15 protein-coding genes are annotated in these 26,331 nt (G+C 45.3%); 9 read left to right on the top strand and 6 right to left on the bottom strand.

The genetic code is table 11. The annotated features are described in order from the left end of the window. The first annotated feature begins 182 nt into the window (after positions 1-182). Complete coding sequence (locus tag Q3W13_RS10030; RefSeq protein ID WP_302863398.1) at positions 183-5,078, top strand: discoidin domain-containing protein; 4,896 nt, start codon at positions 183-185, stop codon at positions 5,076-5,078. A gap of 346 nt (positions 5,079-5,424) precedes the next feature. On the opposite strand, the gene Q3W13_RS10025 is transcribed toward Q3W13_RS10030, so the two are convergent. The 4 genes from Q3W13_RS10025 to Q3W13_RS10010 all read right to left on the bottom strand — a co-directional run bounded on the left by Q3W13_RS10025 (position 5,425) and on the right by Q3W13_RS10010 (position 12,662). Continuing rightward, positions 5,425-6,069 carry a DUF4136 domain-containing protein gene (locus Q3W13_RS10025; protein ID WP_302863397.1) on the bottom strand — a complete coding sequence of 215 codons (645 nt, stop codon included), beginning with the start codon at positions 6,067-6,069 and terminating at the stop codon, positions 5,425-5,427. A gap of 111 nt (positions 6,070-6,180) precedes the next feature. Beyond that, a complete protein-coding gene (gene galB, locus Q3W13_RS10020) occupies positions 6,181-8,601 on the bottom strand; it encodes a beta-galactosidase GalB (RefSeq protein WP_302863396.1) in 2,421 nt (806 codons plus the stop codon). Positions 8,602-8,818: 217 nt separating this feature from the next. After that, positions 8,819-10,771: an ATP-binding protein gene (locus tag Q3W13_RS10015; RefSeq protein WP_302863394.1), complete on the bottom strand. Its 1,953-nt coding sequence runs from the start codon at positions 10,769-10,771 to the stop codon at positions 8,819-8,821. Positions 10,772-11,519: 748 nt separating this feature from the next. Next, a complete protein-coding gene (locus tag Q3W13_RS10010) occupies positions 11,520-12,662 on the bottom strand; it encodes a putative sensor domain DACNV-containing protein (protein WP_302863392.1) in 1,143 nt (380 codons plus the stop codon). 222 nt (positions 12,663-12,884) lie between these two features. Here Q3W13_RS10010 and Q3W13_RS10005 point away from each other — a divergent pair, with 222 nt between their 5' ends. From Q3W13_RS10005 to panD, 5 genes are all read left to right on the top strand, one after another. Beyond that, positions 12,885-13,706, top strand: coding sequence for a DCC1-like thiol-disulfide oxidoreductase family protein (locus Q3W13_RS10005; protein ID WP_302863389.1), 822 nt, complete (start codon positions 12,885-12,887; stop codon positions 13,704-13,706). 29 nt (positions 13,707-13,735) lie between these two features. Next, positions 13,736-14,656, top strand: a complete 921-nt coding sequence (locus Q3W13_RS10000; RefSeq protein ID WP_302863388.1) for a TIGR01777 family oxidoreductase — start codon at positions 13,736-13,738, stop codon at positions 14,654-14,656. A gap of 312 nt (positions 14,657-14,968) precedes the next feature. Continuing rightward, positions 14,969-15,661, top strand: a complete 693-nt coding sequence (locus Q3W13_RS09995) for a DUF1080 domain-containing protein (RefSeq protein ID WP_302863387.1) — start codon at positions 14,969-14,971, stop codon at positions 15,659-15,661. Positions 15,662-15,769: 108 nt separating this feature from the next. Then, the gene (locus tag Q3W13_RS09990) at positions 15,770-17,281 is read left to right on the top strand and encodes a Gfo/Idh/MocA family protein (protein ID WP_302863386.1); all 1,512 of its coding nucleotides are present in this window, start codon (positions 15,770-15,772) and stop codon (positions 17,279-17,281) included. A 157-nt stretch (positions 17,282-17,438) separates the two neighbouring features. Next, the gene (gene panD / locus Q3W13_RS09985) at positions 17,439-17,789 is read left to right on the top strand and encodes an aspartate 1-decarboxylase (RefSeq protein ID WP_302863385.1); all 351 of its coding nucleotides are present in this window, start codon (positions 17,439-17,441) and stop codon (positions 17,787-17,789) included. A 2-nt stretch (positions 17,790-17,791) separates the two neighbouring features. Here panD and Q3W13_RS09980 read toward each other — a convergent pair whose 3' ends face one another. Next, entirely contained in the window at positions 17,792-18,628 is an 837-nt protein-coding gene (locus tag Q3W13_RS09980; RefSeq protein WP_302863383.1) for an MBL fold metallo-hydrolase, read from the bottom strand. A gap of 150 nt (positions 18,629-18,778) precedes the next feature. Here Q3W13_RS09980 and Q3W13_RS09975 point away from each other — a divergent pair, with 150 nt between their 5' ends. Then, positions 18,779-19,762 (top strand): glycoside hydrolase family 43 protein, encoded by a 984-nt coding sequence (locus Q3W13_RS09975; protein ID WP_302863382.1) that lies wholly within the window; start codon positions 18,779-18,781, stop codon positions 19,760-19,762. A gap of 486 nt (positions 19,763-20,248) precedes the next feature. On the opposite strand, the gene purD is transcribed toward Q3W13_RS09975, so the two are convergent. Continuing rightward, positions 20,249-21,523 carry a phosphoribosylamine--glycine ligase gene (gene purD / locus Q3W13_RS09970; RefSeq protein WP_302863381.1) on the bottom strand — a complete coding sequence of 425 codons (1,275 nt, stop codon included), beginning with the start codon at positions 21,521-21,523 and terminating at the stop codon, positions 20,249-20,251. Between the two features lie 269 nt (positions 21,524-21,792). Between purD and Q3W13_RS09965 the strand changes: the two genes are divergently transcribed. Next, positions 21,793-22,680: a cupin-like domain-containing protein gene (locus tag Q3W13_RS09965; RefSeq protein WP_302863379.1), complete on the top strand. Its 888-nt coding sequence runs from the start codon at positions 21,793-21,795 to the stop codon at positions 22,678-22,680. A 323-nt stretch (positions 22,681-23,003) separates the two neighbouring features. Next, positions 23,004-26,309 (top strand): preprotein translocase subunit SecA, encoded by a 3,306-nt coding sequence (secA, locus tag Q3W13_RS09960; RefSeq protein ID WP_302863378.1) that lies wholly within the window; start codon positions 23,004-23,006, stop codon positions 26,307-26,309. The last annotated feature ends 22 nt before the right edge of the window (positions 26,310-26,331 follow it).

Below are 26,331 nucleotides of genomic sequence, written 5' to 3'. Positions count from 1 at the left end.
CAGTATTACATCTTTGCCCAGCTTCGCTGCTGACCTATCCATCTTACTCTCCAAGACCACAAAACTTTAACAAAAAAGTTGGAACATCTTTCGGCCGTCTTCGTATAAAGGCTCAAAACTAAGTTGTTAACGTATCGAAGCGGAGTTTAAGGCTGCGCTTTATACAATAAGCCGCTATACGAATGAAACTATACACCTTGCGCAACACACTTCCGAAAGCCATCACCGGATTCCTGTGTCTGATATCGTTATTGAGTTTTAAAACAAGCGCTTATTTTGCATCAACGGTCGCGGTAACAACTCCTGTAAATAATTCAACTCAAATCTCAATCCCGGCATATTCTGCCGCCGGAACTACGGTAGGTATAACGGCCTATTCAACAACTACAGGTAATACAGGGATTAACCTGGCGCAAGGCAAAACAACTTTTGTTTCTTCGGTAGAAAACTCATCTTTCCCAGGCTCATATGCGGTAGACGGATCAACCAGCACCAGGTGGTCGTCACAATATAGCGATAATCAGTACATCACTATTGATCTTGGAGCTTCTTATGATATAGATAAAGTGAACCTGTACTGGGAAGCAGCGTATGGGTGGGCTTATAAGTTACAGACCTCCGGTGACAACTCGACTTTTACTGATATTTACAGCATAACGGGCGCAAATGGCGGAACAGATGCGATTTCAAGTTTGCCAGGAACGGGCAGATATATAAGAATGCAGGGCGTGACGCGCGCTACGATATATGGTTATTCATTGTATGAATTCCAGGTGTATGGCGCCCCGGCGATAGTTTACTCTCTTACAAGCAACGCTTCCGGAAAGTTTACCATCGACTCAAATACAGGCGTTGTTACCGTAGCCGATCCAACGTCACTTTCGGCGGGCACATACAGCATTACCGTTCAGGCCGCGTCGGGCACAGTAACTGCATCTAAAACATTTAGTATTACTGTAACCTCAAATACACCTACCATATCAGGCGCTGGTTCGGGCTGCGGCGCTGGTTCGGTAACCCTAACGGCTTCCAACGGAGGCACCGGTGGTACTTATAACTGGTATAACGTTTCAACCGGCGGCACTTCGCTTGCAACCGGTACAACTTATGCCCCAACCGTAAGCGGAACTTATTATGTATCATACACGTCGACTTCGGGTACAACTACAGCCCGCAGTTCCGGGGCCGTTGTAACTATCAACGCAGTGCCTGCGACGCCAACTTTCACGGCAACCGCATTGGTGACCACAGGTTCGGCCTCAACCGTAACGTTAACCAGCACATATGATTCGTCTTTAACCTATTCGTGGAATTTCAACGGTGGCACACCATCAACAGGTACAGGCCAGGGGCCGTTTTCCGTTCAGTGGTCAAGCGTAGGCACTAAAACTATAACGCTGACGGTCACTTCCGCCGCAGGTTGCTCTGTTTCTGCCACGTCGCAAACCGTTACCGTTGTCTCAAAACTTGGAGACTACGGGTTTAGCAAAGCGCTTGTTTTAAATACATCCCAAATTACTAATGGTATTTCATCAACCCTGACAGATTTTCCGGCGTTAGTTTATATAAAGGATGATGCTCTTAAAACAGGTAATAGCTGCGGCGATAAGGTGCAGTTTCCTACAGGAAACGGGGGCGGTCTTGCTGCAGGTACCAATTATGATTTTGCATTTACGCTACAGGGAAGCAGTACTGAGTTAAGCTACCAGGTAGATACGTACGATTCAGTGAATGGTATTTTGTTTTGTTGGGTTCGGATACCGTCACTAACTTCTACCAATCTTCCCATTACTTTCTATTTTGGCTCTAAAAATCCCGCGCATTCTGCAACCTGGTCTGCAACTACCTGGGCAAGCGATTACCTGGCGGTATATCACTTTAATGAAGCATCAACCACGGCATCGGTTGTAGATGCTACCAGCAACGGGCGCAATGCCGTACAAGCGAATACATCTGTAACAAATGATGAAATACATATTGCAGCAAACGTGCCTATTCCGGGCGGCGGTTACAGCTTTAATGGCACCAGTTCGAGCATTATACAAAATACAGGCACCAACCCTGACATAACCGATAAGTTTACACTATCTGCATGGATTTATTACAACGGGGACGCCACTAGTGATAATAAAATTATATCAAACGAAATAAATTATACACAAGGGTATAAGCTGAGCGTGAAATACGGGAAACTGGAGACGGAAACCCGTTATGTAGGCGGCGATGGAACTGGCAATTTGGGAACAGGAGGTGCTGTAAGCAGCAAGACATGGCACTATATACAAGGTGTGTTTACGGGAGGTACGACCAGCAGCGCCACGTTTATAAACTATATTGACGGTGTAGCAGTTCCAAGTTCAAGCATGACTATCCGAAAGCAAAGAACTGATATTACACCTGATGCCGGCGACGTTGCCCAAATGGGTATTGACTATCTTAAAAAAACTACCGATCCTAATGATCCGACGAGGGCAACTAACTGGTATAACGGCTATATGGACGAAGTCCGCATCTCAAATACGGTTAAGAGTGCAGACTGGATAAGAGCTGAATATTACAACCAAACACAGCCACTTTCGTTTACCGATTACAGCGCTTCGGTTATATCCTTCAAAGACAACGCACCTAATTTAGTTGGCGCTGTATCATATACATGGACCGGCCTTGACAGTTCCGCGCCGACTGATCAGACTAAAGATAACAATTGGGATGCCGGGTACACTCCGGTGTTCAATGGCAATACCAAAATGATTATCCCGGTGGTGAGTTCGGGCAACTACCCGGTATTGACTGCCGATGCCAGCATTTATTCACTTACTATTGCAGACGGAGCCCAGATAAACCTTAATGGCCATACCTTGAATGTTGGCTGCCATATTTACAACAATTCTACCACAGGCGGCAAAGGCATACTTAACGCCAGCAACAGTTCGTCAGGTATCAACTGGAATGGTTCGCTGTCGACCCAATATTACTATGGTCAGAACGTGAAAAACACGGCCGAGATAGGCAACATGACTATTAATAATTCATCGGCCGGCACCGTCAAAATAACTGGTGGCCCGGTAGATATTTACAATACACTCACACTTACTAAAGGCAACCTGGTAATCGATAATTCGGGCAACGGCGATTTAACACTAAAAAGTACTTCGACACTGTCAGCAAGCGTAGCAGCTATACCTTCGTCATATAGTATAACCGGGCTTGTTAATGTGGAACGCTACATCAGCGGCGGCCAGGCAAAATATCGTGGCTACCGGTTTTTATCGTCGCCAGTTTACACAGCAAAGTCAGGTTCCGACTACTATTACGACTTTAGCTACCTTACGACGGAAACACCTTTGACCGGGACCCTCGGTACTACCGGCGGCATGGATAAAACAGGCAACCCCACAATTTATTTGTACAGGAATGATGTAACCTTTACCAACGGTTCGTACAACGGCGGGAATTTCAGGGGTGTGAACAAAATAAACAATACCAACAAATACCAGGTAGGCATTGATTATGATGGCACTTTTTCTCTGCACGTGGGAACAGGGTTTTGGATGTTCTACCGCGGCGACAAAACGAATCTGTCGTCAAAATTTATCACCAGTACAATTCCTGAAACAACCGTTCTTTCCACCCGGGGCACATTAAACCAGCAATCGGTACCGGTGGTAAACTGGTATACGCAGTCAACATCTCTCCAATATTCCATGATCAACGGCAGCAGTTACGCAGGTTATAATCTTGTGGGCAACCCTTATGCAAGCTCAATTGACTGGAATACACGTGGCACGTCGGCAACATCAGGTATATATATTACCAACGTAAGTAACACCATCTACATTTATAACGAGTCGACCAAAATATATGGGACATACGATGGAAGCACCGGCACAAACGGTGCATCAAACATCATCCCAAGCGGGCAAGGCTTTTACGTGAAGGCGACAAGTGCATCTTCGCAACTTACATTTAACGAGGCTGCCAAAACGAGTGCGCAGGTAACAGGCCCTACACAGGCAACCGGTTCTACGCTGTTGTTAACTGCCAGGCCAACGATTGGGGCTACCGAACCCGTGGCTCAGTATATGCGGCTGGAATTGCGTAAAGACAGCGACAATGTGGAGGAAAGCGTAATTAAGTTTGAGGGCGCGGCTCATGACAAATTTGTGGACGGCGAAGATTCTGAGCACATGTCGGGAAGCGGCGGCGTAAGCTTTTCGACCAACTCATCTGATAATATCGCGCTGGCGATAAACCATGTGCCCTTCCCCAAAACCAATACAACGAAAATAAAATTGAACGTAAGCGCCTCGGTTAGCGGACAGTACGCCATAAACCGTACTGAGTTTAAAAATATACCCGCGATATATGATATATGGTTGAGGGATGCATATAAAAAAGATTCACTGGATTTTAAGACGTATGACAGCTATAAATTTGATATATTAAAGAGCGACACCAACAGCTTTGGCTCACACCGTTTTACGCTCGTTATTCGTGAGACACCGGGCCTTGGATTACATCTGCTTAGTTTCACCGGCAAGAAAACAACGGCAGGCTCCGAATTGATGTGGAAGACTGAAAATGAAAGATACTCTACCAACTTTACTATTGAGCGGAGTACCGATAATGGTAAAACATACATTGTTGTAGGCGGTTTTGCATCAAGCGGGGAAGGGACCTACAGCCTCACCGATAAAAAACCGGTTATGCCAGCTGATACTTATCGGCTAAAGATGGAGGACCTGAATGGCACCATAACTTATTCAGACCCGGTTACGCTGGCTTATGCCAATGTAGGCGATTTAAATAATAATACTGTAAACGTTTATCCTAACCCGGCCGTAGGGATTATCAATGTGGCGATTGTAGAAAATGCGGTTAATTTAACTAAGAGCAGCGCGCCGTCGTACGTGTTAAAGATAACCAACAGCTCAGGCAAGGTTTTAAAGACGATTACTACATCGCAGGCTACATGGCAGGATAACGTCAGCAATCTGCTTCCCGGAACTTATGTTATAGATGTAACTAACAATGCTGATAATTCATCAGTTGGCAGAGCCAAGTTTATAAAATTATAACACGCATGGATTATTGAAGATGGTTATTAACCCTTAGTGGATAAGTATAAGCAGCGAGATTGTTGCTAAAAATGTATTTTTGAGTATGAGGATAAGTGTAAGAATAGTTTTTGCCACATTGATATTATCAATATTTAATATTGCGCTGTTATATGCGCAAACCGATCCAGGAGAGCCTTGCGCCGGTAACGACGTCGACAACACAGACTGCCCCCTTGACACCTGGGTTGTTTTTTTGGCCGTTATCGCTGTTGTATTGGCGGCAATATATCTGCACCGCAAACAAAAATCCCCTCTGCCAGCGGAAGAAGGGATTTAAAAGACATTTCTATCTCAACTAGAAATTTTACCGGCTAGCGTAATTGGGTGTCAACTGTAATTGGTTTAGCACACCGTCAACAACTTTGGGCAGGTCATCGATATTTTTCTGCGGGTTTTTATGAACCTCGCCAACACCAAATCCACGCCATACGATTTTGCGGGTGTGCGGATCAATCAAATCAATGATTAAAGTACCTTCTTTGTAATGCTCTTTTTCTGCGTAGGTTGGACCGCCATAAAGGAATGGTCCTCCGTAAGCATAATAGTAAGGGCGATAGAATCCGCCCCAGCCATAACCGCCCCAGCCTCCCCAACCAAAGCCCAGGCCCCAGCCCGGATAGCCCCAGCCGCCGTAATAGCCCGGAGTGTAATAATTAGTGCGTGCGCCCCTGCCAACGGTTGTAGTATAACTTACAATCAGATCGGGGTTGCGCTGACTTAACCGAAGTCCCTTCATAACCAGGGCATTAGTTGTAGCGTCCTTAATTTTGGCATCCGCCTCGTTGTTTACCGTTTTGTCGTTTCTGCCTGATGGCGGCATCCAGGCAAAAGTGTGATAGCTGCTTAGATTAGTTTTGTTAATGGCGGCAGTATAATAATTGTAGCTGTTGCAGGCCGACAGACCGATGAGGGTAATAGCTGTCAGCCCTAAATAGATTAATCTTTTCATGATATTAACTCCCTTATAATCATTTAGACAAACGGTTGCTGAAAGGTTTAATTACTGTTATAATTATTTTTGTTCTGAAATTGTTTAAGATCAGTATCGCCTTAAATATAGCTATTTTACATGTAAAACAACAGTTGCCGGTGCAAGGCCCTTCGATGTTGCTGTAAGGCTAACATCGCCGCGCTTTTCCTTTGCCTGTATAATAGCCAAGGCCAAACCATTAAACGCCTTGCGGTAGTTCACTTTAAATGAATCATGATCGTTTTCGTCGCCATTGTCCACCCCTGCGATAAATCCTTGCCCGTTGATTTTAAAGTTTACCAGGTTATCCGCTGTGGGTACTACATTCCCCTTGCTGTCCAGGATACGTACGGTAACAAATGACAGGTCTTTCCCGTTTGCACGCATCCCTGTCCTGTCGGGCCATAGCTGTATTTTGGCAGGTTTGCCGGCCGTATGTATTTCGCGCGTCATCACCACCTTACCGTTCTTGCGCGACACCGCTTTCAAGGTTCCTGGCTCATATTTCAGGCGCCACATTACATGAAGGTCGTCTCCTTTTTTCTTTCTTATGCCTACTGATTTTCCGTTGAGAAACAGCTCAACTTCGTCGGCATTATTATAATATGCCCAAACATCGACGATTTTACCGGGAGTCCAGTTCCAGTGAGGGAAAATATGCAATACCGTTTTATCGGTCCATTCGGACTGATACATATAATAAACGTCTTTAGGAAACCCGGCCAGGTCAATAATACCGAAGAATGAGCTGCGCGAGGGCCATTTGTAAGGGGTTGGCTCGCCCAGATAGTCAAATCCTGTCCAGATAAAGAAGCCGGACAGAAAATCATATTTCTTCATCACTTTCCAGGTAGCCTCATGGGTTGAGCCCCAGGGTGGCCGCACGTTATCGAATGCCGAAACCGTATTATCCGCATTTCCTTCAGTAAATGGTTTATCCCAGCGTGTTGGCCATATTCTTATACTATCTGAAGGAAAATCGTAATGACCGCGTGTTTCGAGTCCGGATGTAGTCTCGGTGGCTATAAATTTTTTGCCGGGATATCTGTCGTGAAAGGTCGCATAATCAAACTCATGATAATTATAGCCAATCAAGTCGATAGCCCCAGACGCGATAATTTTATTGTTTTTGCCTGGATTGTCATTAGCAGTAGTTATCGGTCTCGTCTTATCAAGGCTGCGTACTATACCGGCCAACTCAGGCGCAATCCTCAAAGCGCTGGTATCGCTTTGCTGTGGTATCTCGTTGCCGATGCTCCAGATCATTACCGATGGATGGTTGCGATCGCGTAGTACCTGGTCTTCCAGGTCGCGCTTGTGCCATTCTTTAAAGAAGACATGATAGTCAAATTCCGCTTTCTTCCATTCCCAGCAATCAAAGGCTTCGTCCATTACAATAAAGCCCATTTTATCACAAAGGTCAAGTAATTCGGGGGCAGGGGGATTGTGAGAGGTACGAATGCCATTGCAGCCCATTGCCTTTAACATCTGTAATTGGCGCTCAAGTGCGCGGGTATTAATGGCAGCGCCCAGTGAACCCAGATCATGATGGTCGCAAACACCTAAAATCTTCATTGGTTTGCCATTCAGCGTAAAGCCTTTGTCAGCGTCAAAATTGAAATAACGGATACCCAGCGGCGTGGTGTATCTGTCGAGTATTACCCCATTCTGCACAATCTTACTGACAACAGTATATAAATACGGTCGCTCAACCGACCATAGTTCCGGCTTTGTAACGTCGATATCCTGCTCAACAGTATGCAGCATTGCAGGGGCTTTTGTATAAACGGGGGTAACCACCGATCCTGCCGGTTTACCGTTCCTGTCCACGATAGTAGTAACCAGTTTAAGGTTTTTATTTTTTACATTATTGGTGTTAATGTTGGTTTGTATATGAACAGTGGCAGAAGAGCTGCTTACCTGTGGTGTAGTTACATAAGTTCCCCAGTGACCAATTGATACATCGTTATTGGTGGTCACCAGCCACACGTTGCGGTAAATGCCTGAACCTGAATACCAGCGCGAATTTGGCTGTGATGAATTATCGACTTTGACTGCTATCGTATTTGGCCCGTCAAATTTTAAATAAGGAGTAAGCTCGTAACGGAACGAAATATATCCGTTCGGCCTGAAGCCCAGGTGATGGCCGTTTATCCATACGTCACTTTTTTGATAAACGCCGTCAAAATCGATAAATACCTGTTTGTCTTTTGAGCCTGCCGGTACTGTAAATACCTTGCGGTACCAGCCTATGCCTCCGGGTAATGCGCCGCCTTCCGGAGTGGCCGGGTTATCCTTGCTGAATTTTCCTTCAATGCTCCAATCGTGCGGTAGGTTCAGCGTGCGCCAGCCGGCAACGTTCAGATCCGTTTTCTGCCCGTCATCTATGTCGCCCAGTTGAAAACTCCAACCCTTATCAAAATCGACGACGGTACGGCCCTGACTAAAGCCGGTTAAAGCCAATAGAAAAAATAAAAAGGAGAGGCTTAAGGAACGTATAACTTTTGGCATAGAACTGTTTTTCATAACAGACGTGGGTAAGAAAATAATTGTAAATCCGACACTAATTTATAAATTATTAGCGCATAGTAAGTAACACAATTTTTTTATTTTGGTGTGCCAATAATATCACGGAAGAAAAACCCAAACAGATTTTTGTCTAACCGGGCCAGGCTGCTAGCTTATCGCTTCAAATTAGTCGTTTGGGTTACTATTCAAAGTGGAGCCGTTAACCCTCCAGCGGCAATTTAAACCAAAAAGTGCTGCCGTTACCTACTTCACTGTCAACACCAATACTGCCGCCATGCCGCCTTACGATTTCTGAGCATATGTACAATCCCAGTCCCAGGCCAGAGTTTTGGAAACCGGATGGTTCTGCACGATAATAACGGTCGAACAGGTGGGGGATTTTTTCCGGGGGTATCCCAGGGCCATTGTCTTTAACTGATACCTTTGCCATGTCGCCTTCCTGCGCAATTATCAAATAAATATCTTTCGAGTCCGGCGCATATTTTACCGCGTTGTTTACCAAGTTAACAACAAGCTGGTCTATTCCATGCTCGTCGGCATTTACTTTCAAGTCCGTTTCGCCCTGAACAAGCAGATTATGCTTTCCGCCGATACGAACGTGGTTGCAGCAAGCGTTAAGCAGGTCAGCAATTACAAAAGTTGTTTTCTTTAAATGCAGCTCCGTTTTACTCGCGCGGCTTACGTTCAGCAAGTCTTCTACCAGTGCACTAATTTTTTGCATACTGCGGCTTGATTGATCTATCAGCTTGGGCATCAATTCCGAAGTTGGGTCGTCCTTTATTCGCTCCAATAGCTGCAATGACGCTCTCAGGCTGGTGATCGGTGTTTTTAGCTCGTGACTAGCAATACTGATAAAATCATCTTTTTGCTGTTGCAGGCGTTTGAATTCGGTTATGTCAAGCAGGGTGCCTAATATCCTAACGGGCTGTTCATTTTTATAGTAGACCTTTCCCTGCACCCTTATCCAATGCGTGGAGCCGTCGCTATGCAGCACACGGGCCTCGTAAAATAGCTTCCCGTTCTTGATGGCGCCATCATGGGCCGCCTGGCGTACGGCCCTGTCGTCCGGATGGATTACTGACGCGAGGATTTCCCATGATACCTGACTGTCGAACCCGAAGATCATATTAAACCTATCAGAGGTAATCATGGCGCGGTTCACCAGGTCCAGATCGAACGTGCCGGTTTCAGATGCTTCAACAGCAAGCCTGATGCGCTCCTCCACATCCTCAATTTTGCGGCGAGCTATTACCTTGTCAGTCACGTCAATGCAAAGTACCATAACAGCGGTAACAACGCCATTGCTTATCATTGGCTCATACACAAAATCCAGATAAAACGTTTCCGGCGCACCGTTTATCATCAAAGTCACCTCCGCCTCCTTAGCCATATGCGGCATTCCCGAACGTATTACCTCGTTCATTATTGGTGCATATGCTGGCTCCGCTTCCGGTATAGCATCCCAAATCCTGTGTTTTTCAACTTCTTCCCGTCTGCGTGCAATCAATTGAAGGTAGCTATCGTTAACATCAAGTACCAATAAGTCCCTGGCCCTGATGATACAAATCGCCACCGGCGATTGCCGTACCATATTGCGGAAACGCAGATCGCTTTCGGCAAGATCATTATAGAGTTCCTGTAAGTCGCGCTGAGATTGGCTCAATTCTTCGTTTGAAGCATTCAATTCTTCGTTTGCTGCACGCAATTCTTCATTAGATGCCCTTAACTCTTCGGTAAGGCTCTGTACTTTTTCAGCATTTAAAACCCGTTCGGTTACATCGGTTGCGGTGTGTAGTATGCAATATGTTTTGCCAGCAGCATCTTTAATCGCGCGGTATTCAAAATCGAAATAAAATGTGTGAAGTTCCCCGTTAATAACCAGCTGGGCCGCAGTATCAGTACCACTGATAGTTATTCCCTCATTCCATACTTTTTTAAACATGCCGATAAAAGGCTGTCCTTTAAGTTCGGGCAAGGCTTCCTCCAGCGTTTTTCCGAGAACGCTTTTGTCTTTTCCCCATATCTCTATCATGCGGTCTGACGCGTATTGTATAACCGCATCCTCTGTTATGTGGATTGCGACGGCGGTGTTAGATGTTGATAAAACCTGTAATAGTTGCTCATTACTCAAAAACGGAATAGGATAGCTCATTAGCAGATATTCTCAATAAAATTTAAAGTTTAGAAATAATCACGGCCTTGTATTACAAAATTCATGTCAATCCGTAAAGTGTCTTGTAAATACAGACGCCCCTGTGCGGTGAATTAAAAAATTAACAATCAAAAACGATTAATGTTCAGCATTTGAAAGCATTTGCTGGCTAAATAATATTCCTATTAGTATTGGGTTTATGCCTTTGCCAGGAGTTTTTATTAATGCAATGTGGGTAACGGCCAAGGTTACTTTTCCTGCTAACGTAGAGGGCACTCGCCATCATCAGGAGCAATTATCGAAAATTTATCGCCGTAAATGAGTAATTCTAAAATGTTTATATTTTATTTAAAATTTCCTGATCACCAATCGCTTATGGAACCTAACGCACCAACAAACGACAACGGCAAACCACCGGAATTGTAAACTACTTTACCATTATTGGATGGCTGATTGCTTATTTTACACTTCATCAAAATAGAACCGGATTAGGCAGCTACCAGTTAAGGCAGACCTTACTTTTTCATATATCTTACATGGTTTTAAGATGGGGGCTCAGCCTGCTTTTGGGTATCGTGTGGTTAACAGGCGGATTCTTTTCCTTATATACATTAATGCGGATATTCGATCTGGCTTTTTTCGTTTTATGGATCATCGGCTTCATAGGGGCGGTTCAGGGCGAAAAACGTCCAATCACCTTAATCGGCGATAAAGCACAAACTATCTTTCCAACAATCTAGCGTAGCTATTATAGAAGCAGGGAATCCACAAAGTGGGCATGCACACTGTCTTCGCAGGGCGACCACGAAAATATCGTAAAGCGGCCATCCTGGGATGACACCAGTGCTATGGCATCGCGCTGGTCAAATACAAATTGTGCGGCCGATAAATGCCTGGTACCGCCCATTTGCGATGGATGCATGGTTACGGCCTCATTACCAATAACCGGTTCGGTTAAAAGCGTACGCTCAACAGGGCCATTTGCTCCTAATCCTATTTTTGCTCCAAAAGCAAGTAGTTCTAATTGGTCGTTTATGATGGTTGCACCGTCCACAGCGGTAAGGCCTGCAATATTTTCAACGGACCGGTTCACCTCCTCTTGCCACAGTGGCATGCTATGCTTATCTACCACCTGGTTAATCAACAACTTAAGCTCATCAAATGGCGGATGAACGGGATAAGTTATAGGGTTGATGATGGAATGGCGCCATGCTTCATTTTCCGCAGGCACTACCAATAAGGTACCTCCGTGACCGTGCAAACGCATGGAAGCAGCCAACTGTACCAGCACGTTTACCGAATCATTCCAGGCGCCTGCTGAATTATAGCCAAGCAACGAGGTGAGCATTGCGGGGCAGTCGGGCAGGCTTCTGCTCAGCTCATCGATAATTTTCACTTCGCCGCCACGCAACACCGCCACGTTAATAAACTTCCCGAATCCTTTAATTCTGCGGTGTTTCACAACAAGCAGGCCCGGCTCAATAACCTCCAGTACAAAACAGCAATCCGGGATAGATCGTGTCGTGCCCCAGATAAACATTTCGCCGCCGTCATCCCATATTCCGAGGTGGATACCTGAACGCTCAACGGCCGGGGCCAGTTTGGTAAGAACGTGCGGACTTAATGGTATCCGCTCCTCAAAAATAAGCGGTTGGCCTGCCAGCAATGGAGGAAGGTATGCTAATGATATTTTTGGAGAACGGCCTTCCTCATGTCGGAGGCTCATCCAGAAGGCAACATCAATTAGCGCCTCAACAACGCCTGCCGGCGGAGCAGGCGCAAGCTCTTCAGACTCGCCCTCCTGGGTTGCTATAGCCAGCAACTTAATAAAATGGCTTTCTATAGCCGGAGCCGCTGCATGTGCAGCCTGGTAGGTTGACGTATAAGCCATTATGATTTTTGTATTTGAAACGCTAAAATACCGCAATTATATTTCAACGCGAACAAAAGGAATAAGTATTACAAAACGATGTAAAAAGATCAAGATCTGTACTGATTTTATTTTCAATAAATACTGAAAATATAAAATATTTATTTATTTTTGTTCCATGATAAACCGGCAGCCACGTTGCCGATTTATTTTCGACCTAATCTTTCATTAAATATTGAAAATATGAGAACATTGAAAAATCACATAATATTGTTCGATGGTGAATGCCCCATGTGCCGGGCTTACACCCAGGCATTTGTTAAAACCGGTATGCTAGATTCAGCCGGAAGGGCAGCCTATCAAACCCATATGAACGTTTGTCCTCAGATTGATAAGCAGCGGGCGGTAAATGAGATAGCCCTTGTAAACATAGAGAACGGTGAAGTGACTTATGGGGTAACCAGCATTTTTAAAATATTAGGGAACGCGTGGCCGTTGTTTGCCGGACTGTTTGCCTGCAACCCATTTTTATGGGTAATGCGCAAGATTTACGCTTTCATATCCTACAACCGCCGGGTAATTATTCCGGCGAGTGAAATCGGTAACAGCTTTAGTTATCAACCCACATTTAAACGCCATTACCGCATAGCTTATCTGCTGTTTACATGGCTTTGCACCGGCTTTATCCTCACCGCTTATGTGCATCGCTTAACACCGGCAATTCCTCTGGGTAACTCGAGTCGGGAGTATATGATATGCGGTGGACAAATCATTTTTCAGGGTATCATCATCAATATCTTGGCTAAACCAAAACTTTGGGATTATCTCGGTAATATGATGACGATTTCTTTCGGCGGCAGCTTGTTGCTGCTGCTGCCACTGGCAGTTGGTGCGTGGTTTAATTTGCCAACTTTATTCTTTATTGTAAGCTTTATAATGGTCGCTGGTCTGATGTTTTTCGAGCACATCCGCAGAACGAAATTACTAAATCTTGGCTGGACGATGACGGTAACATGGGCTTTTTACCGGGCAATGTTGCTGCTTGTGATTCTGATGCTTAATTAACGTGGCCGTATAACTTAATAATTACAAACATGAAATATAAAAAAATAGTCCTCGCGGGCGGTAATGGTTACCTGGGCACGGTGTTCGCTAAATATTATACACAAAAAGCTGGAGAGGTGGTAATATTAAGCCGTCATGAAAAACAAGCCGACGGGAATGTGCGTACTGTAGTATGGGACGGCAAAACGCGCGGCAAATGGACAGCAGAACTGGTCAATGCCGATATGGTAATCAACTTATGCGGCAAAAATGTAAACTGCCGCTATACCGAAAAAAATAAAGCTGAAATATTCGCTTCAAGGATACTGCCTACTGAATTGCTCGGCGAGGTGATCCACGACCTTTATGAACCGCCAAAACTCTGGATAAATCTGGCGTCTGCAACAATCTACCGTCATGCTGAGGACCGCCCGCAGGATGAGCAAACAGGCGAGATAGGCACTGGCTTTTCTGTGGACGTTTGTAAGGCATGCGAGGCCGCGTTCAATAAATACGAAACGCCGAAAACCCGCAAGATAGCACTGCGCATGGGTATTGCGCTTGGCCGGTCAGACAGTGTTTTTCCACGTCTGCTTAATTTAGTGAAGTTTGGCTTAGGTGGCAAACAAGGTAATGGCCGGCAATATGTGTCTTGGGTACATGAAACGGACGCTGCCCGCAGTACCGAATGGCTGATGGATCATCCCGAAATAAATGGCGCAGTTAACTGTGTTGCGCCAAATGCTGTAAAGAATGCCGGGCTGATGCGCATTATCCGCAAAATGTACGGAATGCCTTTCGGACTGCCGGCAACGAAATGGCTGCTTGAGTTGGGCTCTATTGTCATCGGCACAGAGACAGAATTGATTTTGAAAAGCAGGTGGGTGCGGCCTGCAAGGCTGTTGGATAGCGGATTTGAATTTATGTTTCCCGAAGCAGAAGAAGCAGTAAGAGATATATTAAAGGCTTAATGTTGGATGGTCCGCATGTTTTACAAGTGGGTTGCTGCACTGGTTGTTACGCATATTCTGACCTCTCCTTCACGGGGCTAAAAGCCTTGCGCTGTATACAGCCTGGTCATTCTCGCCGCTCAAATTTATAATTATAAGGATGCTCGCCCAACTTCTTCAGAACAAGCAGCGTACAGTGTCGCGGAGCGCTGTAAGGCAATTCGTGTAATTTTCCGTTTACATTGCTAACGCTCATCCGGTATTTATTGCGTGCCAATTAAAAAACCGCTACCTTAGTTTAATCAATTATTAACTAATTAAAGTTTCCGGTATATGAAAACCATGAATTTCCTGGCAGGTAAATGCCTGGCTGCCGCTTTTTCGGCACTGCTTTTACTAGCCTGCACCACTACAAACGCACAAGATAAAGACGGCTGGCGGCAGCTGTTCAATGGTAAAGACCTCAACAATGGGTGGAAGCACGTTGGTCCGGGCAGCCGTTATGTTAAGGATGGTGTTACAGGCAGCAAGGGCGGCATGGGGCTGGAGTACTGGAGCAAAGAAAAATTTGGCAACTGCGTTATCCGTGTAGTTTATAAGATGCAAAAATTCAACAGCAATTCGGGCGTGTTTATCCGCATACCTATTGAGCCGCGTGAGGAGTGGATGCCTGTGTTTTATGGTTACGAGGTGCAGATCGACAATCACCCGGAAACCTCGAAGGAAGATGAATACCACATAACTGGCACATTGTACTCCCTAACCAAGCCGCTGGCTAAACCGGGCAAACCCGGTCCGGAATGGAATACCATGGAAATAACATTGGATGGGCCGCGTACGATTGTCGTAGTAAATGGTCAAAAGGTAACTGATTACACTGAAGGCCAGCCAACACCGGCCCGCAAGTTTGATTTTGAGCCTTACCGCGGCATAAGACCGAATGAAGGTTACATTGGTTTGCAAAATCATGGTAATGATGATGTGGTGTTTTTTAAGGAGGTGGCAGTAAAGCCGCTAAAGAAGTGAGAAATGAATATTAAATAATGAATGCCGAATATAGCACACCGAACGTACTTCATTATTCCTCATTCGAAATCCGGTGTTCGGTATTTCTAATCCTTTAACCCTGTTATCATGGAACAATCTAAAGATAATACTACCATCACCCGCGGCTCGTTCATTAAAAAGGCGGCTATTGCTGCTGCGGGTTTTTATATAGTGCCGCGTTATGTATTGGGCAAAGGCTATACGGCCCCCAGTGATAAGTTATATATTGCGGCTGTAGGCTGTGGCGGAGAAGCTGAGAATGATATTCACCATTATGCCACCGCACCAAAGAAAAATGCTGAAATGGCCTTTCTTTGCGATGTGGATGACCGGATGGCCAATCCACGCCGGAAAGAGTTCCCCAAGGCAAAATTTTACCACGATTGGCGCGAGATGTTTGATAAAGAGCACAAAAACTTCGACGCCGTAACCGTGGCTATTCCCGACCACAACCATGCGCTGGTAGGTTTGAGCGCAATGCAGCTAAAAAAGCATCTCTACCTGCAAAAACCGCTGACCCATGACATCCACGAGGCCCGTATTCTGACACAGGCCAGCGAAAAATATAAAGTGGTAACCCAAATGGGCGACCAGGGCGCCAGCTGCGATGGTATGCGCACTCTGCGTGAATGGTTTGAGGCCGGCCTGATCGGCGATATTGAAAAAGTTTACTGTTGGACAGACCGCCCGGTATGGCCGCAAGGCATAAGCTGGCCCAATACGAGTCCGCCAATACCTAAAGAATTGAAATGGGATTTGTGGCTGGGCACAGCTAAACAAACCAATTATATCGATAACCTGGTGCCATTTAACTGGCGCGGCTGGTGGGAATTCGGCACAGGCGCACTTGGAGACATGGGTTGCCATATTATGGGGCCGCCGTTTAAATTGCTGGGGTTGGGGTATCCGACAGAAGTTTCGGGAAGTGCGAGTACCGTATATAAAGGCATCTTCAAAGAAGGCATTTATCCTGAGAGCGGACCTGTATCAAGTTCCATCAAATTCAAATTTACCCAAAAGGATGGTAAACCGCTGGATTTATACTGGATGGACGGTGGCATCACGCCGGAGCGACTTAGCGAGCTGGACCCAAGCCTGAACCAGAACGAGGCCCTGGGCGATTTCCCCGGCGAAAATGACTTTGAAGGCTGTACGCTGTTTATTGGCACAAAAGGAAAAGTTTCGTGTGGTTGGGGCGGAAGTCACCCAAGATTATTGCCGCTTAGCCTAAATAAAGACATACATATACCTGAAAAATATCCACGCGTGCAGGGCGGTATGGACGGCCACTGGTGGCAGTGGGTTGACGCCAGCATCGCAGGTTATGGCAAAATGGAAGTTGATTCGCCATTTGTTGGGTATGCTGGTCCGCTTACGGAAACTGTGCTGATGGGCAACCTGTTGCTGAGGACCTTTAACATCCAGGAGAAGATCAAGCGTAATGATCCTGTGTACGGCAACATGGAAGGCTATAAATTCAGCGGTCGTTACACTGCGCTGAAGTGGGACGGTGAAAACATGCGCATCACCAACTTCGAACCGGCTAACCAGTATATTAAACGCGAGTACAGAAAGGGGTGGGGACCTCTCGTGTTGTAAGAAATAGTGGCAGTGGTAGCGTTAGGTAGCAGTAAATGTATATTAGCCTGCTACTATTTACTGCCACTGCTACTCGTTCAGAAAGCCTGCTTTCTTTTTACATCCTTCACACAATTACCCATTGACGTGGCGTTGAAAATATTCCTACCTTTGCGCCATGATAATTGAAGTATTAAAATCCAAGCTGCACAGGGCGAGGGTAACACAGGCTGAATTGAATTATGTTGGCAGTATTACCATCGATGAGGATTTGCTGGATGCTGCTAATATTATACCGAACGAAAAGGTGCAGATTGTGAATAACAACAATGGCGCCCGTTTTGAAACATATACCATAGCCGGTGAACGGGGTTCGGGAACTATCTGTTTGAACGGTGCAACAGCCCGTTTGGCCCAGGTAGGCGACATTGTTATCATCATGTCGTACGCATACATGGAAGCTGAAGAAGCCCGCCAATACCAACCTATCCTGATTTTTCCCGACGGGGATAATAAGCTGATAAAGTAATTTTAAAACAGTGTGGTTTGTTGCGCTGTAAGTACAGTTACGCCGGTTGGCGATAGTGCAAGGCCTTCTGTCTTTTGTGTGATGTAATACACCTCCGATTCCACATGCCGTGACGCCACTATGATATTTACCCCATTGGCGCAGGCATCAAATAAATTCTTTACTAATTGCGGGTCGTTATTATTTTTGGATAGATGCGCCAGCAAGAGGTGCGTCATAAATGGCGGCCTGTGCGTTATGAAAAGCTCAATCGCTTGTTTATTAGATAAATGGCCCTGTCCCCCGCGAATTCGGCGCTTTAAATGATAAGGGTAGCCTCCTTTGTCTAACATGTCGTCATCATAATTCGCCTCAAGAAACGCGGCATGACACTGCTTAAAATGGTCGATTAAATTCTGACAAACCACACCAATATCGGTAAATACGCCCACTTTAACCTCATCACAGGTAACCATAAAACTGTAGGGGTCGCTGGCATCGTGGTTTTTGGGAAACGCGGTAATATGCAGCGCGCCAATAGTAACGGTTTGAAAACCTTTGAAAGGGATCACTTGCCCCGGGTCGATAGTTAAACCCCCGCGCTGCAAAGTTGGCGGCGTAATGTAAACCGGCAGTTTATACTTTTTGGCAATAACAGGGATGCCGTTGATATGGTCGGAATGCTCATGGGAGACAAAAATTGCCTTCACTTTCAGCATAGAGAGCCCCAGGCGCTGCATCCGCTTTTCCGTCTCACGGCAGGAAATGCCTGCATCAATTAATACAGCTTCATGCTGGTTACCAACGTAATAGCAATTACCGTTACTTCCCGAATTTAACGATGCGATGAACAGCGACATATCAGGTACAAAATAAGCTATTTGATTTGGGAATCCGAACTTTTTGAATGTTAAAGTCAAGGTGCCGGTTGCGGAATTTTCAATCCGTTAGCCGCTAATTCAACTTTTTATCCCATTATTGTGTTTACAAATTGCGGCGACTAAAACAATATGACTAAATTTCAAAATATACTCTTTATAGCATTATTAGCCACATGCTCCATAGCATCGGCGCAAGAAAAGAAAACATCCGGCAATCCTATTTTCTCCGGCTGGTATGCCGACCCGGAAGCAAAGATTTTTGATAAGACGTACTGGGTATACCCAACTTATTCTGCACCATACAATGAGCAGGTTTTTATGGATGCCTTTTCCTCTACCGACCTGGTACACTGGACAAAGCACCCCCGTATTGTTGACAGCAGCACTGTGAAATGGGTTAAACGTGCCATGTGGGCGCCGGCGGTAGCTAAAAAGGATGGTAAATATTACCTGTTTTTTGGAGCGAACGACATCCACGATGACCAGAAGGAGATTGGCGGAATAGGCGTTGCCGTTTCGGATAATCCCGGCGGACCGTTTAAAGATTACCTGGGCAAGCCGCTCATCGGTAAGATCATAAACAAAGCGCAGCCAATCGACCAGTTTGTGTTTAAAGATGACGACGGCCAATATTATATCATCTATGGCGGCTGGGGTGAATGCAACATCGCAAAGCTAAAAAATGACTTTACCGGTTGTGTTCCATTTAAAGACGGCGAAACATTTAAGAAGATTACCCCAAAGGATTACGTGGAAGGCCCGGTAATGTTCAAACGTAAAGGCAAGTATTACCTGATGTGGAGCGAAGGCGGCTGGACCGGGCCCGATTACCGGGTAGCTTATGCTATCGGTAATTCACCAATCGGCCCGTTTGAGCGCATCGCCACTATTTTAAAGCAGGATATGAACGTTGCGACAGGCGCAGGACATCATTCAGTGATAAATGTTCCGGGTACGGACGAATGGTATATCGTTTATCACCGCCGCCCGCTTGGCGAAACAGACGGCAATCACCGCGTAACCTGTATCGATAAAATGTATTTTGATAAAGATGGCAAGATATTGCCGGTTAGGATCACCAATGAGGGCGTCGCTGCGAGAGTGATAAAGTAGAACTGTTGTCACACTGTCACAACTGTTACGGCGTAACAGTGTGACAATACACCATATTTATATCCTTTAATCTATATTAATATAATTATATAAATAGATAATAGTAATATACTCTCTCTTTATATATTCAATAATTATCAGAGGATAAACGCCATAATTGTTATTGGAAAATTATTAAGCTATTCATTATTCTCATTAACAATATTGTCCCACTGTCACACTACAGGAGACGTAACAGTTGTGACAAGTGTGACAGTCTGCAATAATTGGGAGTTGTAAGCTTGTAGCAGTATTAACAATCAAAAGTGTAAATTTTTTGCAGGACGGGTCAAGTGTTTGTCACGCTGTCACACAGATAGAGACATAACAATTGTGACACTTGTGACAGCGTGACACAGGCTCTGGGCCGCTTATTTATGTGCGGCGCGAGTTAAGTTATATCTGTCACACTTGTCACAGTATCACAAGTATAATTGTGTGACAACATCACAGCAGATCAAACCCTATATCTTTCCTGAAATACATGCCATCAAAATAAATACGGCTGGCATCGGCAGTGGCTTGTTGTAAGGCAGAGAACATATTATCCTGCAAAGTGGTAACAGCCAGCACACGGCCGCCTGATGTTTTTATATCTTCACCTTCCAGCGTGGTGCCCGCATGAAATACAATTGAATCGCGCACATTTTCAATGCCGGTGATGGTTTTATTCTTTAAGTATTCGCCGGGATAACCGCCTGCTACCATAACTACAGTAGCCGCTACTTTATCAGATATTTTTAATTCCCTGGTGTCGAGGTTTCCTTCCGCCACGCCCTGCAATAAATCAACAAGGTCGCTTTCAATGCGCATCATTACGCTTTCGGTTTCGGGGTCGCCCATGCGGCAGTTGTATTCTATCATATAAGGGTCGCCGCCGCAATTCATCAATCCTATAAAAATGAAGCCTTTATATGGGATGCCTTCTTTCTTCAACCCCTCAATAGTGGGGATAATAATGCGCTGTTCTACCTTTTGCAAAAACTCATCATCAGCAAACGGCACCGGCGAAACTGAGCCCATACCGCCGGTATTTAAGCCGGTATCGCCTTCGCCAATACGTTTATAATCTTTGGCAGATGGTAGTATTTTATAATTGTTGCCATCGGTCAATACAAAAACCGATAGCTCTATTCCCTGTAAAAATTGCTCCACCACCACCTTCGAACTGGCTTCACCAAACTTGGCCTCGGTAAGCATCTCGATCAGTTCCTGCTGTGCTTCCTGAACGGTAAGGCATATTAAAACACCTTTGCCGGCTGCAAGCCCATCGGCCTTTAAAACAATAGGCAGGCCGATGGTTGGTAAATAGTCAAAGCCTTCCTGCATGGTTTCGCGCGTAAAGGTGCGGGAAGCGGCGGCGGGAATATTATTTCTCACCATAAACTGTTTCGAAAAGTCCTTACTGCCTTCCAGCTGAGCGCCTTCACGTTGAGGGCCGATAACCGGAATGTTGTGCAGATGGTCATCAGCCAGGAAAAAATCATGTATGCCTTTTACCAGGGGCTCTTCAGGACCTACTAAAACCAGGTTAATGTTGTTAGTTAAAACAGCCTGCCTGATGCCTTCAAAATCGGTAACCTTGATATTAAGATTAGTACCATACTGACCTGTACCTGCATTGCCGGGGGCAATAAAAAGCTGGTCGCATTTGGGGCTTTGGGATATTTTCCAGGCGAAGGCGCTTTCCCTTCCGCCCGAACCGAGGATCAGGATGTTCATGGCCGTAAAGGTAAGAATAATGTATGGATGGCAACTATTTGAAGATTTGAAAATAAGTTGGTTTGAAAGCAGGCATTGCAAATAATCTGTTAACTACTTTGATTCAAGCTACTATGATAACAATGTCAAAAAACAGGTAACGCTTAATTAGCAATTCCTCTTGTATGCGGCGGCAATAAACTGCCGAACCGTTTGCAATAAACCAGCAGGTAACCCTCGGCCATCTATTGCCGTATAAAGCAGACTAACAAACGGTAAATTAAATGATTATGGTTGCTGAACAAGTTCAAACGAAGCCAACCCACAAAGGCATTACCTCAATCGACAAACGCACAAACCTTTCGCACGAGGAATTTATAAACCAATACGTAAGTAAATCGCTGCCGGTGGTATTAACCGACGCGGCGAAGGATTGGAAAGCCATGGGCAAATTTACCCCTGAGTTTTTTAAGAAAAACTATCCGGATATTACTAAAACCATTAAGGACGTTACTTATCGTATGGATGAGTTTATCGACCAGATGCTGGCAGCTACTCCGGACAACCAGGCGCCTTACCCATACAACTTTGATATCAGAAAAGTGTTCCGTGAACTGATAGCCGATTTACAGCCGGAGGTTATTTATGGCAACACCGACCGTATCAATCATCCTTTGATGCCGGGGAAGTTTTTACAAGGCACAACCGTGTATGAAATATTTTTAGGCGGTAACGGCAGCGGGTTCCCGTACCTGCATGTGGATGCATTATTTTTGCACACACAGATAACCCAGGTTTACGGCTCCAAAACATTCATCATGTATCCGCCTGACCAGACACCATATATGTACCCTTATCCTGATAACCCAAAGTTTTCGCAAATAAACTTCAGCAATCCGGATTATGAACAGTTTCCACTGTTTAGGGAGGCAACACCGATAGAGGTAACCGTTAATGAAGGTGAAACTTTATTGTTCCCATCGGGATGGTGGCATACTACCCGTATCACCGAGCCCTGTATATCTGTAGGACGCGTACAACTGAACGGCTATAACTGGGATAACTTCATCCGCGACCGCTATGTTAACTGGAAGAAAAAAATATCATTTGCAGCAGCGCCAATTCTTCTGTACGGTAAGATCGTTGGCGCGATAATGAATTCGCAGGATAAACGATGATTATCTGTTGAAGAGTGATTTAATTTTTTGAATAAATAGTTTTTTAGTTCAAGAGTCCTTTAATTCTCCCCGGGTTAAAGGATTTTTTATTTATCATTTTTTAAATTTATCACTCGTGTAGCCTGTTCAATCTGAAAAATCAGGCGTTAATTTTAATGCCATCTAAGTGTTAAAGTCACTCATTTTCATATCGGTGAAATCATTCTCCAATCGGCGAAATCACATCAAAATCGAAAAAATAACGTAGCTTTGCCTGTCATTATGGCTCATTGTTTGCCGTGGCGCAATTGTTGAGCCAAGTATTGCCATACATTAAGATTATCATGTTAAATTTTATAAGTAAGCTTTTCGGAAGCAAATCAGAAAGGGACGTAAAAAGCATAATGCCTATCGTTGAGAAGATTAAGGCAGAATATGCCAAGCTCGGCGGTATTAGCAACGATGAGCTTAGGGCCAAAACAGTTGGTTTTAAAGAAACAATTGCCGAAGGCCTTGCCGACATTGACGCCCAAATAAATGAGATTAAAGACCGCACCGAAAACAACCCTGATATAGATGTTGCTGAGAAGGTTGAACTGTATACCCAGTTGGATAAGCTGGAAAAAGACCGCAATAAACAGCTTGAAGAGATTCTGATGCGTATTTTACCTGAAGCATTTGCCGTGGTAAAAGAAACCGCAAAACGTTTTTCAGAGAACAAGACTATAGAAGTAACCGCTACCCAGTTCGACCGTGATTTGGCTTCAAAGAAGTCTAATGTACTGATTCAGGGTGATAAAGCAATCCACCATAATACCTGGAAAGCCGCAGGAAACGACGTGACGTGGAATATGGTACATTACGATGTACAGCTGATTGGCGGTACTGTTTTGCACCAGGGCAAGATTTCTGAGATGGCCACAGGTGAGGGTAAAACTCTGGTAGCCACGCTGCCTGCATATCTTAATGCGCTTGCTGGTCAGGGTGTTCATATTGTGACTGTGAACGACTACCTGGCACGCCGTGACTCTGAGTGGATGGGCCCGCTGTATGAATTCCATGGGTTATCGGTTGATTGTATCGATAAGCACGAGCCAAACTCTGAAGCAAGGCGCTCTGCTTACCTGGCTGATATTACTTTTGGAACCAACAACGAGTTTGGTTTTGATTACCTGCGTGACAATATGACACGTACGCCTGAAGAGCTGGTACAAAGAAAATTACACTACGCAATGGTGGATGAGGTTGACTCGGTTTTAATTGACGATGCCCGTACGCCCTTGATTATATCTGGCCCAATCCCGCGCGGCGACGAACATGAGTTTTACGAACTGAAACCACGCATAGAGCGTTTGGTAAATGCGCAAAAAACTTATGTGAATGCGGCGCTTAACGAAGCCAAAAGGTTGTTTGCAGAAGGTAAAACCGGCCCGGAAGAAGGCGGATTAGCTTTAATGCGCGCCTACAGGGGTCTGCCGAAAAGTAAGGCTTTAATTAAGTTTTTAAGTGAGGGCGCCAACAGGCAGTTACTGTTGAAATCGGAAAACTACTACATGCAGGACCAAAACAAGGAAATGCATAAGGTTGACGAAGAGCTTTTCTTTATCATCGACGAAAAAAACAACCAGGTTGAGCTGGCAGAAAAAGGTATTGAGCTGATCACATCTTCCGGCGAAGACCCGCATTTCTTTGTTATGCCTGATGTGGGCACTGAAATTTCGAATATTGAAAAGTCAGATCTGCCTAACGATGAGAAGATACACCGCAAAGATGAGCTGATGCGCGACTTTTCTATTAAGTCGGAGCGTATACACTCGGTTAACCAGTTATTAAAGGCCTATACCCTGTTTGAAAAAGATACCGAATATATTCTTGATGAGGGCAAGGTAAAGATTGTAGACGAGCAAACAGGCCGTGTGCTCGATGGCCGCCGGTACTCAGATGGTTTGCACCAGGCAATAGAGGCCAAAGAGAATGTAAAGGTTGAGGATGCAACTCAAACTTTCGCGACCATTACATTGCAAAACTATTTCAGGATGTATCACAAGCTTTGCGGTATGACGGGTACAGCCGTTACCGAAGCTGGTGAATTCTGGGAAATTTATAAGCTGGACGTAGTTGAGATACCTACTAATACGCCGATCACGCGTGACGACCGCCAGGATTTGGTTTATCGTACCGTTCGTGAAAAATACAATGCCGTTGCTGAGGAGATTGCTAACCTTACTAAAGCTGGTCGCCCGGTACTGGTGGGTACTACTTCGGTAGAAATTTCGGAATTGGTTAGCCGCATGCTTAAACTGCGCGGCATTAAACATAACGTACTGAATGCCAAGTTGCACCAGAAGGAAGCCGACATTGTGGCCGAAGCTGGTCAGGCAGGTACTGTTACCATCGCCACCAACATGGCCGGTCGTGGTACAGATATAAAATTAGGTCCGGGCGTTAAAGAGGCAGGCGGTTTGGCCATTGTGGGCACAGAGCGCCATGAATCGCGCCGTGTTGACCGCCAGCTGCGTGGCCGTTCCGGCCGCCAGGGCGACCCAGGCTCGTCGCAGTTCTTTGTATCGCTTGAAGATAACCTGATGCGCTTGTTTGGTTCAGAAAGGATATCGAACCTGATGGTGAAGATGGGTATCGAAGAGGGCGAAGTTATACAACATTCCATGATATCAAGCTCGATAGAGCGCGCTCAGAAGAAAGTGGAAGAAAACAACTTCGGTATCCGTAAGCGTTTGCTGGAGTACGATGACGTAATGAATTCGCAGCGTACCGTTATTTATGCAAGGCGAAAAAATGCTTTGTTTGGTGAGCGCCTGGAGGTCGACATCAATAACACCATTTTCGATGTAGTTGAGGACGTAGTGACTGAATATAAGGAATCGAACAACTACGAAGGGTTCACGCTGGAGATGATCCGCCTGTTTTCGCTCGATCTGGAGATTTCGCACGATGAGTTTACCGCTAAAAATATCAATGGCCTTATAGACGCTGCGTTTGCTAAAGTGATAGATTTTTATAAACGCAAGCAGCAGGCCATTGCCCAACAGGCTTACCCCGTGTTAAAAGACGTGTTTGATACCCGCGGTTCGTATGTAGAAAATGTAGTGGTTCCGTTTACCGATGGCGTTAATGGAATACAGGTTGCTGTTCCGCTTAAAAAGGCGATTGAAAATAAAGGGCAGGAAGTATTTAAGTCATTCGAAAAAAATGTTACCCTGTACCTGATCGACGATGCCTGGAAAGAGCACCTGCGCGAAATGGACGAGCTGAAACAGTCGGTACAGAATGCTGTGTACGAACAAAAGGACCCGTTATTGGTTTATAAGTTTGAAGCGTTTAACCTGTTCCGCGGCATGCTGGCCAGTGTAAATAAAGATCTGGTAAGCTTCCTGTTCAGGGGGGGCATACCAGTACAGCAGCAGGCCGAGGAAGTTCGGGAAGCAAGGCCGCAGCCTAACCTGGATCTGAAAAAGATGCGCACCCAAAAGGCTGAGATGGTAAGTGAATCAGGTATACCGATGCTTGACACTGCCGAGCCACAGCGCCAGATGCCGGTACGCAACGAACAAAAAGTAGGCAGGAACGACCCTTGTCCTTGCGGCAGTGGCAAGAAATACAAAAACTGCCACGGCGTAGGACAGGCGTAAATTTTTAATTAAACTATAATAA

The organism is Mucilaginibacter sp. L3T2-6 (assembly GCF_030519355.1).
Classification (GTDB): Bacteria; Bacteroidota; Bacteroidia; order Sphingobacteriales; family Sphingobacteriaceae; genus Mucilaginibacter.
This window is presented reverse-complemented; position numbering and strand designations above follow the sequence as displayed.

Bases quoted from the DNA above. Each gene is read 5' to 3' on its own strand.
- Q3W13_RS10030 (WP_302863398.1), top strand. From the start codon at position 183: ATGAAACTATACACCTTGCGCAACACACTTCCGAAAGCCATCACCGGA.
- Q3W13_RS10025 (WP_302863397.1), bottom strand. From the start codon at position 6,069: ATGAAAAGATTAATCTATTTAGGGCTGACAGCTATTACCCTCATCGGT.
- galB (WP_302863396.1), bottom strand. From the start codon at position 8,601: ATGCCAAAAGTTATACGTTCCTTAAGCCTCTCCTTTTTATTTTTTCTA.
- Q3W13_RS10015 (WP_302863394.1), bottom strand. From the start codon at position 10,771: ATGAGCTATCCTATTCCGTTTTTGAGTAATGAGCAACTATTACAGGTT.
- Q3W13_RS10010 (WP_302863392.1), bottom strand. From the start codon at position 12,662: ATGGCTTATACGTCAACCTACCAGGCTGCACATGCAGCGGCTCCGGCT.
- Q3W13_RS10005 (WP_302863389.1), top strand. From the start codon at position 12,885: ATGAGAACATTGAAAAATCACATAATATTGTTCGATGGTGAATGCCCC.
- Q3W13_RS10000 (WP_302863388.1), top strand. From the start codon at position 13,736: ATGAAATATAAAAAAATAGTCCTCGCGGGCGGTAATGGTTACCTGGGC.
- Q3W13_RS09995 (WP_302863387.1), top strand. From the start codon at position 14,969: ATGAAAACCATGAATTTCCTGGCAGGTAAATGCCTGGCTGCCGCTTTT.
- Q3W13_RS09990 (WP_302863386.1), top strand. From the start codon at position 15,770: ATGGAACAATCTAAAGATAATACTACCATCACCCGCGGCTCGTTCATT.
- panD (WP_302863385.1), top strand. From the start codon at position 17,439: ATGATAATTGAAGTATTAAAATCCAAGCTGCACAGGGCGAGGGTAACA.
- Q3W13_RS09980 (WP_302863383.1), bottom strand. From the start codon at position 18,628: ATGTCGCTGTTCATCGCATCGTTAAATTCGGGAAGTAACGGTAATTGC.
- Q3W13_RS09975 (WP_302863382.1), top strand. From the start codon at position 18,779: ATGACTAAATTTCAAAATATACTCTTTATAGCATTATTAGCCACATGC.
- purD (WP_302863381.1), bottom strand. From the start codon at position 21,523: ATGAACATCCTGATCCTCGGTTCGGGCGGAAGGGAAAGCGCCTTCGCC.
- Q3W13_RS09965 (WP_302863379.1), top strand. From the start codon at position 21,793: ATGGTTGCTGAACAAGTTCAAACGAAGCCAACCCACAAAGGCATTACC.
- secA (WP_302863378.1), top strand. From the start codon at position 23,004: ATGTTAAATTTTATAAGTAAGCTTTTCGGAAGCAAATCAGAAAGGGAC.